Genomic DNA, 13569 nt, shown 5'->3' on the forward strand with positions numbered 1-13569 from the left:
ATATGGAAACGTTTAAGGAATTTGGATTACTTCTAGATCAGTTTGCGAAAGATCATAAAGAACAATTTAATGAGCTTGATGGTGCTCAAGGTGATGGAGATTTAGGGATAACTGTTGTTTGTTGTGGCCAAGCCCTAGCAAAAGCGGCAAATGAAACCGAGAATTTACAGCAATGGTTCAATGTAGGAGGCAAAACTGTTCGTAAGGAAGCGCCATCAACAATGGGAATCCTTATTGCATCTGCTTTAATTGCTGTTAGTAAATCTCTTGACGAAAAGCAAGGTCAGCTTACTCCAAACGATTGGATTAAAGTTCAAGAAACAATGATTAATGAAATCCAACGAAGAGGTGGAGCGCAATTAGGTGATAAGACCATTTTAGATGCGTTCATCCCTGCTTCCGATGCGTTCGCTTCTATAATTAATGAAGGTGGCAGCTTGAAGGAAGCACTTGCTAAAGCGACTGTTGTTGCTAAAGAATCGGCAGAGTCGACAGCAGGATTAGTTTCTAAAATTGGCAGATCTAGCTGGCTTGGCGAACGTGCGAAAGATAATATTGATGGCGGGGCATGGCTTTGCTATAAGATTTATGATTTAATAGAAAGAAACTTGTAAACTATCAATCCTTCACTGGCTTATGCTTGTGAAATGATAATATCCCAAAAATGAAAGCGTTTAAAAGAGGAGGTAGAAAGTATGAAGAAAAAGCTGATTGTATTGTTAAGTATTGTACTCGCAGTGTTTAGTTTATTAGTTGGATGTTCACAAAACACAGCAAACGAGGAAACATCAACTCCAGCTGAAAAAGAGGGGAACCAAGAAGAGGAAACTAAAGTAAGCTACCCAGAAAAGCAAATTGAAATTATCGTTCCATTTGCAGCCGGCGGAGGAACGGATGCAGTAGGACGTGTTATTGCTGAATCTTTAAAAGAAATACTAGGACAAGATGTTGTTGTTGTAAACCGTGAAGGCGGCTCTGGAGCAAATGGTATGCAAGAGGGGCTTTCATCCAAGCCTGACGGTTATACATTAACAGTCGTTACTCGTGAAGTAACATCTCTTCCGTTATTAGGAACAGCTCCATTCGAAACATTAGATTTTAAATTTGTTAGCAATATTAATATTGACCCAGCTGTACTAGTTGTTTCTGGAAAATCAGAATATAAAACGGTAGAAGATTTAGTTGCTGCTATTAAAGCTAATCCTGGCAAAATGAAGTTTGCTGCATCAGCAGTACCAAGCTATTATGGAATTGGTTTCTCTGAAGCTGCAGGTATTGATTTTACAACTGTACCATATCAAGGTGCGGCACCAGCAATCACTGAAATTCTAGGTGGTGGAGCGGATTTTGGTATTTACAACCCAGGCGAAATTAAGTCATTTGTTGATAGCGGGGACTTAGTTCCTTTAGCAGTTATGGCTGAAGAACGTTTCGCTGGTTTCCCTGATGCTCCTACATTTAAAGATAAGGGTATTGATGTAGTATCTGGAACATATAGAGGTATTGCTGTTCCGCCTGAAACACCACAAGAGATTGTTGATATTTTAGAAAAAGCAATTGCAGATTCTACACAAACTGAAAAGTTCCAACAATTCATGAACAATTCATTCCTAGGAATTGGATATATGAATTCTGAAGAGTTCACACAGTATGTAAAAAATGATATTGAAGCATTAACACCAATTATTGAAATTGCAAAAAGCCAAGGTAAAAAATAATTTATGAAAAGAAAGGGCGAGGAAATCAATGCGGTTCTTCGCCTTTTCTGTAATATCAAAGGGGAGAGGATCAATGAAAGTTATTAATTATGGAATTAGTATTGCTGCGATTATGCTCTCTATATTTGCCTATTTTTCATCAAGCGGTTTTGTAAATTACGATCCGAATGATATTGGCCCATCTGTTTTTCCGAAGGGAATCTCAGTTTTCACTATTATTTTAGCGGTCCTTTTAGCAATAACGACTTACTTTAAGGATAAAGACACGTCACGTCTTTCTGATATTTTTAGTAAGACCAACTTATGGAATGTTGGGAAAACATTTGTTTTATTTATCGGTTACTATGTTGTCATGAATTTTGCAGGTTTTATTATCTCTTCATTACTATTTTTATTTGTATTTTTTAAGGTTTTGGAAATTAAGCTTGCGAAAAATATCATAACTTCAGTGGTTACAACTGGGGTAGTCTATTATATATTTTATCAATTATTAAATGTTCAGTTACCTTCAGGAATCTGGTAAGGGGGTAGTACGATGTTAGTAGAAGGTTTTTTATCCATTCTATCATTCTACAATTTAATTATTATATTTGCAGGGGTTTTTCTCGGAATAGTGATTGGGTCAATGCCCGGCCTTACAGCAACGATGACGATCGCCCTGTTGTTGCCATTTTCCTTTGGTTTAACACCGGTAGCCTCGATTACACTAATGTCTGCAGTTTTTATCGGTGGTATCTATGGCGGTTCCATAGCAGCCATTCTTTTAAAAATTCCAGGAACGCCGGCAGCAGCTGCTACGACCTTTGATGGGTATCCCTTAGCGCAGCGTGGTGAAGTTGGAAAAGCCATCAGTACTTCAACAATTGCTTCTTTCTGTGGGGGGATCATCAGCACAATTTGTTTAATTTTATTTTCACCTTATTTAGCGAAAATAGCTTTAAATTTTAGTGCTGCTGAGTTTTTTGCTTTAGCGATTTTTGGATTAAGTATTATTACAAGTGTATCCGGAAAAAGCTTGTTAAAAGGCTTGCTTGCTGCGTGCTTTGGCTTTTTTATTGCGATGGTTGGTATGGATCCTTTGACAGGTTTTCCTCGGTTCACGTTTGAAACGACGGAGTTAATGAATGGTTTTAACTTAATTCCAGTTTTGATTGGTTTGTTTGGGGCAGCCCAGATATTGATTGCTATGGAAAATATCGGCGATTTAAAACAAAAAGTTTTGACAAAGGTTAAAACAAAACTTATCACCTTAAGTGAGGGTAAAGGCTTGATTGGAACAATCCTGCGCTCTTCTTTAATAGGGACCTTTATTGGCGCTATCCCAGGTACTGGTGCTGATATGGCAGCATTTATTAGTTATAATGAAGCGAAGAGATGGTCCAAAAAGCCTGAAAAATTTGGAACGGGCATACTGAAGGGAATTGCTGCTCCTGAATCTGGTAATAACGGTGTTACCGGTGGTACAATGATTCCGTTATTGACGTTAGGAATTCCGGGAGATGCAGCAGCTGCTGTTATGTTAGGAGCGTTTTTAATTCATGGCTTACAGCCAGGTCCTAAGCTTTTTACAGAAAATGGAGAGCTAGTTTATGGGCTTTTCGCGGGAATGATTTTCGCAAATATCTTCATGTTAATACTTGGATTGGTATTCATTAAATGGTTTGCAAAAATATTAGAATTGGATACAAGAATTTTAATGCCGATTATCCTAGTTTTATGCGGTGTTGGCGCATATGCTATGAATAATACATTATTTGATGTATATGTAATGCTTGCTTTTGGAGTTATTGGTTATTTTATGCATAAAGCTGATATTCCGGTTTCTCCAATCATTTTAGCTATCATTTTAGGGCCGATGGCCGAGGAGAATTTCCGCCGGGCTGTTATTCTAAATGACGGCAGCTATTCTTTCTTATACGATCGTCCAATCGTGGCAGCGTTTTTAATTATTTCAATTTTAACGATTGTGTCATCTGTTTGGACTAATCATAAAAAGTCTAAAAATGCGTCGGGGTTGGATTATAAAGGATAGGTTATTAGGACTTTAAAGTTTCATGGTTAAGTTCAGTAGGAATTTTACGTAGCATGAGTATTTGAGTAGAAACTTTTTTGATTTAGAATGATATGATTGTAGTAAAACGGAGATAGACTTTCTTTTCTTTAGAATGATGATGATGAACAGAATTTGTATGTATGATTGTATCGGGATTTAGGTTGTAAATGGAAACAGGTTGGAAAATTTCGATAGGAAGTGGAATGGAATGTTGAAACGTTTGTCAAGAACTCCATTAACAGAGGAAGTGTATGAAACACTAAAAGGAATGATTACTTCAAAAAAAATTTCAGTTGGTGATCGTCTACCGACCGAGACTCAACTTGTGGAGGAGTTAGGTGTTAGTAGATCAACGATTCGAGAGGTCCTTATCACACTTCAAGCAGAGGGTTTTATTAAAATAAAAAGAGGAATTGGTGCCTTTGTTATTGATAAGGCTGAATTTGATCGAAATAAGTTTTTAGAATGGTTTGAAAGTAATGAGTTTAAAATTCAAGAGCTTATTGAAGTTAGGATGGGAATTGAACCTATAGCTGCATCATTAGCAGCGAAAAGAATAACAGAAGAAGAGATAAAACAATTAGAAGATATTCATGACGAATTTAAAAAGCTTGTGAATAAAGAAATATCCGAGGATATCGTTGAGCAGGATGAGGCCTTTCATAGTGCAATCCTTAAGGCTGCACGAAACCAAGGTCTTGAGTTAATCTACTCCCACTTTATTCCTTTGTTACATGAATACCGCAGCAAAGCTTTTTCACCTCCAGCTAATCCTAAGTTAGCAATCGAGGCTCATCAAAACATCTTGGATGCAATAAAGAATAGAGATGAAGAAAAAGCTCAACGTGTAATGATGAACCATATTACTGAGTCAGAAAACGATATAAAAGGAACTGCGAAAAATATCCATTCCTCGAAAGGGAGTAGTTTGTGAGCAAGTGGATCACGGGGCACGTTATCCCGGGAATTCCAGAATCCTGACACATGTTTTTGTCCGGGGATCATGGGGTACAGACAAAGCATAAATTATTTTAACTCATGATATCTCCGGGAAAAAGCATGTATCTTCTTGGTTCAATTAAAGATAGTTAATATTTTTTTTGAGGGGAGATAATGTAATGAAATTAGATGATAAATTCGACCAATTAAAGGAACATCTATATTCAGCTGTCATAGCAGATATTCTAGATGATTTAGGCTATCGTAACCAAACGATGGATCATACGGTTAGACCATTATTAAGAGATATGGTAGTTGTCGGCAGAGCTTATCCGGTTTTGGCAGTCGATATATATGAAGTTCCTGATAATCCATATGATGGATTAATAGAGTCATTAGATGGTATACAGCCAGGGGATGTCTACATTGTCAGTCTGCCTTCGAAACGAACTGCTGTTTGGGGTGAACTGCTTTCCAATGCAGCCCTGGTTAGAGGTGGAAGAGGGGCAATAGTTGATGGGTGTATACGTGATACGAAAAAAATAGAGGAACTTGGATTCCCTGTTTTTTCTTCTGGTTATCTACCACGTGATAGTAAAGGGAGAAATATCATACTAGAAAGTCGGGTTCCTATTGAATGTGCCGGTGTCAAGGTTTACCCGGGTGACCTTATCTTCGCTGATTACGATGGAGTAGTAATAGTTCCAAATCAAATTGAAGATGAAGTAATCGCAAAAGCTTTAGAAAAAGTATCAGGAGAAAATACAGTTCGCGATGAAGTGAGAAAAGGAGCTTCAATAAAAGAAATCTTTGACAAGTTTGGTATTTTATAAAGGACTGCGCCATGGGCCAGAGGGACAGGTACTGTGGTACATAATAATTAGTTGTTTTTCTATAGCTGTCATAAAAGTATTAAGTAACGTTAGCGTGTTTTTCTAAACGACTTAATCTTTTTGACAGCTTTTTTGTGGTTAAAAACTTTGATTGGTTTTATCTGGTGATTGGATGAAAACATATTTAACCATTAAAAACAAATCCTAATTTGGTATACCGATAACTTCAATAAGGAGTGATACGATGAGTTCAGCTACATTAATCGAAGAAATATTGCCAGATGAAGTTTCAAAAAAGGCAAAGGAAGGCGATGTTTCCATCATTGATGTTCGTGAACATGATGAAGTGGCACAGGGGAAAATACCCGGAGCCTTTCATATTCCATTAGGGGAGATTGAGAGCCGCCTTCATGAAATAGATAAAGATACGGAACATATTATGGTTTGTCGATCTGGAAATCGCAGTGGGATAGCAGCACAGTTCTTAAAAGATAAAGGGTACAAAGTTAAAAATATGATTGGTGGCATGCTTAATTGGAAAGATCGTGTGGAGAAGGACTGAAATATTAAACATTGTATGCTAAGGTGAAATAAACACGAAGTTAAGCTCATGAATACACTGATATATTCATGGGCTTAAACGGTTTCTATATTTTCAGTTGACATTATACCCTATGTGGTATATTATAAGTCATGTGGTTATCCTTTTCGATTCAAATTAAAAGGTTAACTTATGTAACTAAAAATAAGGCTGAGTTAAAGCTTAATGATGATTTTAAAATCGATGTTGATTGGAGCAGAAATCATCATCCAACATCAGCGTTTAATAGAGTTAAAATAAAAACAGGTTGACACTTTTTTTATTTTAAGTTACCTTTATACCCATAGTGGTATTTGTGAATAAATATCAACATATTTTTTTTGGATATAATTATACCCCGTACGGTAATAAAAAATAGAAAAGAGGAAATTTATGAAACAGATGAATGCAAGTGAAATAAAAAACTTAATAGCTGAAGGAAAAAACTTAAACATTATTGATGTTAGAGAAGTAGAGGAAGTGGCAGCGGGGAAAATTCCTGGTGCGATGCATATTCCGTTAGGATTGTTAGAATTTCGTATGCATGAGTTAGATAAATCTAAAGAATATATTATGGTTTGTCGTTCTGGTGCTAGAAGTGGCCGGGCGTCACAATTTCTTGAAAGTCAGGGGTTTTCTGTGATTAATATGACAGGCGGCATGCTTTCATGGGAAGGCTAGATCGCTTAAAGAATCTATAAATTTTTTTAACTAATTATATACTACTGGGGGTAAAACGGTGACTGTAAAAGCAATGACTTCAAAGGAAATAACAAAAAAGGTATTTAATAAAGAAGAATTATTTATTCTAGATGTACGTAACGAAACTGATTTTAAAGATTGGAAAATAGAAGGGGAAAACTTTGATTACTTTAATATTCCATACTTCGAATTACTTGATGGTGTAGAAGCCATTTTAGATAAAATCCCTACTGATAAGGATGTATTGGTAGTCTGTGCAAAAGAAGGCTCGTCTGTGATGGTGGCAGAGATGCTTTCAGAAGAAGGCTTAAACGTTTCTTATTTACAAGGCGGCATGAAAGCTTGGAGTGAACACCTAGAGCCTGTTAAGGTTGGCAATTTAGCTGATGGTGGTGAAATTTATCAATTTGTTCGCATCGGAAAAGGTTGTCTATCTTATATGGTTGTTTCGGACGGCGAAGCAGCCATCATTGATGCCACTCGTATGACTAACATTTATCTTGATTTTGCGAAAGAAAAGGGTGCAACCATCTCGCATGTATTTGATACACATCTTCATGCTGATCATATTTCAGGTGGAAGAATGATTGCTGCGAAAACGAACGCAACATATTGGTTGCCGCCTAAGGATGCAACAGAGATCACATATAATTACATGCCTTTAGAAGGTGGAAATCTTGTAACAATCGGACAAACAGCAATTGATATTCATGCACTATATTCACCAGGTCATACGATTGGTTCGACTTCATTTATTGTCGATGAGAAGTTTTTACTTTCAGGCGATATCTTATTCATCGATTCCATCGGAAGACCAGACTTAGCTGGAATGGCTGAAGACTGGGTGGCTGATTTAAGAGAAAGCTTATACTCTCGATACAGAGAGCTTTCAGAAGAACTAGTTGTATTACCCGCTCACTTCATGATTATTGATGAATTAAATGATGATGGCAGTGTGTCAGAAAGATTAGGAACGTTATTTGCTAAAAATCATGGCTTAAACATTGAAGACGAAAATGAATTTAGAAAGCTTGTAACTGAAAATTTACCACCGCAACCAAATGCATATCAAGAAATTCGTGAAACAAATATGGGGAAAATCAACCCTGACGAAGAAAAGCAACGCGAAATGGAAATTGGGCCAAATCGTTGTGCGGTTCGATAATGTTTTAAAATTTTTATTATTATAAGTAAAAGATACAAATTAATAAATTAAAAAAGAGTAGAATGAGGGAACCTATGATGGTTCCCTGTAACTAAAAATAGAGCTATATCCAACCTTCTAAGTCTAACTTATAACGACAGTCGTATAAAACGGGTCGATATATTATAAAAAAGTGAGAAACTATTCATGCTCGAATGACTTTGGATAACTAGCAATACGTAGAAGAGATAGCAACTATATGATAAGGAGAAATGATTATGATAAAAGTTACAGAACCGGCTATATCAGCCATAAAAAAAGAAATAGCGGACGTTATTAGTGAAGGAAAAAAGCCTTTTATCCGGCTTGCAATGGGAATAGGTTGAGGGGGGCCACAGCTTCGTCTGGCTCTGGAAGAGTCAGCTTTAGAAAAAGATGAAATCATCGAACAAGACGGCATACTGTTTTTAGTGAATGAAGCAAGTAAGCCTTATTTTGATAATGTGAAGATTGATTATATAAAGAATTTATTGGGTGGCGGGCAATTTAAAGTGCTGCGCGTATAAACTGTAGGGGCTATTTAGCCTTTTTTTTGTATATAAAAAACTATTTTCGTAATTAAGGCTAAATTTGCCCTGACCGGTAAATTACGTTATTTCATACATAAATAATTTTGTACTTATCAGGGTAAACAAATAAGTATGGAAATGTTTGAAGGAGTAAGATAATGGCAAAAACGATTACAATCATTCATCAAAACGATACACATGGTTATTTAAAACCTCAAAAGTTATTTAGCTGATATAGGTATTTATATATATAGGGATTATGGCAAGATTTTATCTATCTAAAGTCTACTTTTTAGCATGAGCTATGAAATTTTAAGGAGGGAGAATGGCTATGAATCCATGGCATCAACTTTTTCAAGATAAGAACTATGTTTATGGCACAGATCCAAATGTATTTTTAGCGGAAATGCAGAAAAAACTTCAGCTTAAAGGTGAAGCACTTGCGATAGCAGAAGGTGAGGGCCGTAATGCAGTTTTTTTAGCTGAACAGGGAATGAATGTAACAGCTTGGGATTACGCGGAATCAGGTTTAGAAAAAGCGAAAAGGCTCGCTGAAACTCGGGGGGTTAAGTTAAGAACAAAACTAGTAGATTTAAATGAAGCGCAATGGGAAAAAGAGCAATGGGATGAACTTGTATGTATTTTTGGTCATTTTCCAGAACAATTACGTAAAAAAACACTACGAGCCGTTAAGGAATCGGTAAAGCCTGGTGGGTATTTTATTACTGAGGTATATTCGGTGTATCAATTGCCATATAAAAGTGGTGGACCACAGGATGTTGAGTTACTCTACAAGCCTGAAGAGTTCTTAAATGCTTTTTCAGACTGGCGGATTGTACACTTTTTTACTGGGGAAGTTTTTCGTCAAGAGGGCGAACTGCATAATGGTTTATCACATGTTATTCAGTTTGTAGGACAAAAAACCTAAAAACAACTAGAATTCTTGGTTGTACTAGATTAGCCTAAATTTTATTCCAAAGAGGTTGGAACTGGGATTCATACTTTACACAATGTAACTGGGATTCTTAAAAATTTTCGAAAAGAGTTTGGTAAACTTTTCTTTACTTTATTTTTAAGAAAGTTTATGCTGTAATTTGTGGAAAAATGTTTGGAGCAGTGTACATAAAGTTTTAAAGACATTCTATAGTCATGAGCAATTAGAAAGTTGTTATAAGAAAAGAATAGATGATGTCTATAGAGAAAATAATAAACTGAGTAATAGCATGCTAGAAAGCATAGGGAGTTGAAATGATGGATCTTCAAGAAATGATATTTGGTTTTATTGGCGGTCTCGGTATTTTTTTATTTGGTATTAAATACATGGGTGATGGTCTCCAAATAGCAGCAGGAGACCGTTTGAGAAACATCTTAGACCGTTTAACTACAAATCCTTTTATGGGCGTATTAGCAGGGGTTTTTATAACAGTATTAATCCAGTCTAGTTCGGGAACTACATCCTTAACAGTTGCATTGGTTAGTGCAGGATTTATGACGTTAAGACAAGCTATTGGCGTTATAATGGGTGCTAATATTGGAACAACGGTAACGGCCTTTATCATCGGTATTGATATTGGAGAATATGCTTTACCCATTATGGGGGCAGGTGCGCTTTTTTTATTTTTCTTTAAAAATAAAAATATAAATGCACTTGGACAAATATTATTTGGGTTTGGTGCCTTGTTCTTTGGTTTAGAACTGATGAGTGCCGGAATGAAACCGCTTCGCTCGTTACAGGAATTTCAAGACCTTACAGTTAGTATGAGTAACAGCCCTATTCTTGGGGTAGTGGTTGGAACTGTTTTTACTGTTATCGTTCAAAGCTCGAGTGCAACGATCGGTATTTTGCAGGAACTATTTTCCCAAGGGGCTATAGACATAAAAGCAGCCTTGCCTGTGTTATTTGGTGATAATATTGGTACAACAATAACAGCTGTATTGGCAGCTATCGGAACTTCAATTTCTGCGCGTAGAGCTGCGTTGGTACACGTTTTATTTAACATAATTGGAACGACCATATTCTTAATTATCCTTGGTTTGTATACGAGGTTTATCAGCTTTTTACAAGTTTCCATGAATTTAAATCCTGAAATGACGATCGCGTTTGCACATGGTATTTTTAACGTGTCAAATACAATTATCCAGTTTCCGTTTATTGCGGCTTTAGCATGGATTGTTACAAAAATTATTCCTGGACAAGATGTACAGGTTGATGTAAAAACTAAACATCTTAATCCAGCAATCATTGAGCAATCTCCATCAATTGCCTTAGGTCAAGCAAAAGAAGAAGTTAAACGTATGGGTGAATACGCGGGTAATGCCGTTTCTGAATCTATCCACTTTTTAAATACAAAAGAAAAAAGACATGCAGAGCTTGCTATGCAATATGAAGAGGCCATTAATAAATTTGATAGAGAGATCACTGAATACCTTGTAAAGATATCAAGAAAGTCATTATCAGCAGCTGATTCAGAAGAGCATAATCGCTTAATGAATACAATCAGAGACATTGAACGTGTAGGAGATCACACGGAAAATATTATAGAATTACTTGAACTTCGTTTAGCAAGAAGGGTTAACCTTTCTGAAGAAGCCATAGGTGAATTAAATGAAATGTTTAATCTTACGATAGAAACCTTACAAGATGCATTAAATTCACTTATGAACAATGATAAAGAACTGGCGAAAAAAGTTTTAATAAAAGAAAAAAGTATCGACGAAATGGAACGTACATTACGGAAAACACATATCGGCCGTATGAACGAAGGTGTTTGTACAGGTGATGCAGGTGTAATTTTTGTGGATATCGCAAGTAACCTTGAACGGATTGGGGATCATGCAGTGAATATCGCTGAATCTGTTTTGGGAGACACGCCAAGCTAAACAAAGCATTCCTTCTTTGAAGGAATGTTTTTTTTAGGAGAAACTTCACCATCTTTAAAGTGCTATTGTTAGAGATTTTTTTTAAAATTTGTACTTTTGTCTCTGTCAAGGTCATTAAAGTTTACATAACATGGACTATAACCTTAACAATGGAGGTGATCTTCTATGGGATACGGGTATGGATATGGTTATGGAGGTTACAACGATAGCTTTGTATTAATTGTTGTGTTATTTATCCTTTTAATTATTGTTGGTGCATCATTCTATTGCTAAACCTTTAATAGCTATTCGAAAAAAGAGCCCACTTATATGGCTCTTTTTCACTTCTACATATTTATTCTTTTATATAACTATTGAAAATACGGCAATATAGAATTAATCGTATCCTTCAACTTAGAAACAGTTGCTTGCTGATGCTCCAAATTTTTTCCGTTAATCGATTTGGTTTGCTGAGAAAAGCTATCCAAATCGTTGTGTAATTTCCTTAAAGTAGCTGCTAATGATGGCCTTTGTTCAATCATCTTGTCTTTAATCGTTTCATTATATAAATCAACATAAAGATTACCTTTTGAATCTACTTGTGCCAAAAATACATCATCAAAATTTGCAGCTCCTTGTTTTTGAATTTCTTGAAGTAACCATCCATGCGAATATCCTAATGTCGAGAGGTTTTTATTTAAAATATTTCCATCTACGATTAAAAGAGTTGGAGCATGTTCTTGTTCAAGTGCCATCCCTAAAATGTGTGGTGTAATCGGTGCTTGGTCTATTTTCTTCATTACACTCAATTCACCGTTTGTTTCTAAAACGGCCATCTCAACATCGGCGACTTTAAAAACCCCTCGTTCTCTTAATAGCATCATTAACTCATCTATCGCTAATTGATTTTTTTTCATACTTTTTTCAAGCACATTCCCATTTTTTATTATGATAGCGGGTCTTCCATCTGTTAACCGTAAAATACTTCGAGACTTTAAGCCAATAATCCCTAAGATAACAGGAAATATACCCCAAATGGCTAATGAAACTAAGCCATCTATAATTTTAACATTTTGATCGACCGACATTGTTGCTGCGACAGAACCAATTGTAATGCCTACACAGTAATCGAAGAAAGTAAGCTGTGAAAGCTGCTTTTTTCCCATTATGCGTGTCATGATCAATAATAAAAGGAAAGCACCGACTGAACGAATTAAAATTAATATAAACTCTGGCACTTATAAATCCTCCATTTGTATGATATGAGTAAGCTTTTATTAGTATTGGGTAATATAAGGTTAAACATGCAATCATTGGGGGTGGCAACGATGTATAAAAAAAGTCTAGTGATTATTTTGATTTTGCTCATTTTATCAGGTTGCTCAAACTGGAATGGAGAGAACGTCTTCCTTACAAAGATCAATATAATAGAACAATTAATGGATCAAGAAGAATGGAATTCTTTAAAGTCTGAAGTTACTGAGCTGAAAAGCTTGTATGAAAGTCATAAGTGGAAAATCCAACTGCTAGGTGATGAGGAAGAGTATGAAGGAATAGTTGAAAGTATTAACAGACTGTTTATTACTATAGAGGAAGAGGATGCAACTGAAGCTAAATTAGAGCTTGCGACTATTAAAGCCATTATAAACGAAATTTATTCATTATGATGTATTAGAGGTGTTCTTAATCGAGAGCGCCTTTTCTTATTGGCAAGATAATAAATTTTTAATAATTGCTGGAAAATTGTCTGAAAATTATATATAATACTAAGTAATAAGAATTTCTATTTCTATAACCACCTGAAAGGAGCTTGTCCGTTCCGTATGACATTAGACGATAGGAAGCTTTCAAAAGTTTATAGAAAGATTATTACTGCAGACAAAATCAAAGCAATTTGGCTGTATGAGAAACTTGATGACAAACTGAAAGAAGATTTCCGAAAACGCTGTATTCAAAATGGCTCACCCGGAGCTTTAAAGATGTTAGAACAATTAAAATAGATCCTTTTTGGGATCTTTTTTATTTGGATTCAACTACTTAATTGAGAATGCTTATTAGTTGCTGATATATGTAGAAAGTGGCAGATATACGATTCATTATGGCAGATATATACCAAAAGTTGCAGATATAACCTAAAAGTGGCTGATATTTGATGGTTGGGCATTAGTGGGG

The 13569-nt window shown here is 35.8% G+C and carries 15 protein-coding genes; 14 read left to right on the forward strand and 1 reads right to left on the reverse strand.

Translation table 11 applies throughout. From position 1 onward, the window contains the following. Positions 1 to 2 precede the first annotated feature (2 nt). From C1724_RS01295 to C1724_RS01350, 12 genes are all read left to right on the forward strand, one after another. Complete coding sequence (locus C1724_RS01295) at positions 3 to 614, forward strand: dihydroxyacetone kinase subunit L (RefSeq protein WP_180994084.1); 612 nt, start codon at positions 3 to 5, stop codon at positions 612 to 614. 81 nt (positions 615 to 695) lie between these two features. After that, on the forward strand, positions 696 to 1718 hold the full coding sequence (locus tag C1724_RS01300) for a tripartite tricarboxylate transporter substrate binding protein (RefSeq protein WP_102344952.1): 1023 nt from the start codon (positions 696 to 698) through the stop codon (positions 1716 to 1718). Positions 1719 to 1791: 73 nt separating this feature from the next. Then, entirely contained in the window at positions 1792 to 2241 is a 450-nt protein-coding gene (locus tag C1724_RS01305; protein WP_180994085.1) for a tripartite tricarboxylate transporter TctB family protein, read from the forward strand. A 12-nt stretch (positions 2242 to 2253) separates the two neighbouring features. Then, positions 2254 to 3750, forward strand: a complete 1497-nt coding sequence (locus tag C1724_RS01310) for a tripartite tricarboxylate transporter permease (protein WP_102344954.1) — start codon at positions 2254 to 2256, stop codon at positions 3748 to 3750. A gap of 229 nt (positions 3751 to 3979) precedes the next feature. After that, a complete protein-coding gene (locus tag C1724_RS01315) occupies positions 3980 to 4705 on the forward strand; it encodes a FadR/GntR family transcriptional regulator (RefSeq protein WP_102344955.1) in 726 nt (241 codons plus the stop codon). 184 nt (positions 4706 to 4889) lie between these two features. After that, positions 4890 to 5543, forward strand: coding sequence for an RraA family protein (locus tag C1724_RS01320; RefSeq protein ID WP_102344956.1), 654 nt, complete (start codon positions 4890 to 4892; stop codon positions 5541 to 5543). A 244-nt stretch (positions 5544 to 5787) separates the two neighbouring features. Beyond that, positions 5788 to 6105, forward strand: a complete 318-nt coding sequence (locus C1724_RS01325) for a rhodanese-like domain-containing protein (protein WP_102344957.1) — start codon at positions 5788 to 5790, stop codon at positions 6103 to 6105. A 411-nt stretch (positions 6106 to 6516) separates the two neighbouring features. Beyond that, the gene (locus tag C1724_RS01330; RefSeq protein ID WP_102344958.1) at positions 6517 to 6804 is read left to right on the forward strand and encodes a rhodanese-like domain-containing protein; all 288 of its coding nucleotides are present in this window, start codon (positions 6517 to 6519) and stop codon (positions 6802 to 6804) included. A 73-nt stretch (positions 6805 to 6877) separates the two neighbouring features. Then, complete coding sequence (locus C1724_RS01335; RefSeq protein WP_180994229.1) at positions 6878 to 7990, forward strand: MBL fold metallo-hydrolase; 1113 nt, start codon at positions 6878 to 6880, stop codon at positions 7988 to 7990. 879 nt (positions 7991 to 8869) lie between these two features. Next, a complete protein-coding gene (locus tag C1724_RS01340) occupies positions 8870 to 9466 on the forward strand; it encodes an SAM-dependent methyltransferase (protein ID WP_102346685.1) in 597 nt (198 codons plus the stop codon). A 323-nt stretch (positions 9467 to 9789) separates the two neighbouring features. After that, complete coding sequence (locus C1724_RS01345) at positions 9790 to 11418, forward strand: Na/Pi cotransporter family protein (RefSeq protein WP_374703411.1); 1629 nt, start codon at positions 9790 to 9792, stop codon at positions 11416 to 11418. Between the two features lie 165 nt (positions 11419 to 11583). After that, positions 11584 to 11691: a YjcZ family sporulation protein gene (locus C1724_RS01350; protein ID WP_102344960.1), complete on the forward strand. Its 108-nt coding sequence runs from the start codon at positions 11584 to 11586 to the stop codon at positions 11689 to 11691. A 77-nt stretch (positions 11692 to 11768) separates the two neighbouring features. Here the strand turns inward: C1724_RS01350 and C1724_RS01355 are convergent, their stop codons facing one another. Next, a complete protein-coding gene (locus tag C1724_RS01355) occupies positions 11769 to 12635 on the reverse strand; it encodes a DUF421 domain-containing protein (RefSeq protein WP_102344961.1) in 867 nt (288 codons plus the stop codon). Between the two features lie 90 nt (positions 12636 to 12725). Between C1724_RS01355 and C1724_RS01360 the strand changes: the two genes are divergently transcribed. Both C1724_RS01360 and C1724_RS25375 read left to right on the forward strand, forming a co-directional pair. Beyond that, positions 12726 to 13064, forward strand: coding sequence for a DUF4363 family protein (locus tag C1724_RS01360; RefSeq protein WP_180994086.1), 339 nt, complete (start codon positions 12726 to 12728; stop codon positions 13062 to 13064). Positions 13065 to 13220: 156 nt separating this feature from the next. Next, positions 13221 to 13397, forward strand: coding sequence for a hypothetical protein (locus C1724_RS25375; protein WP_180994087.1), 177 nt, complete (start codon positions 13221 to 13223; stop codon positions 13395 to 13397). Positions 13398 to 13569: the final 172 nt, after the last annotated feature.

The sequence above is a fragment of the Bacillus sp. Marseille-P3661 genome (genome assembly GCF_900240995.1).
Taxonomy (GTDB): Bacteria; Bacillota; Bacilli; order Bacillales; family Bacillaceae_J; genus OESV01.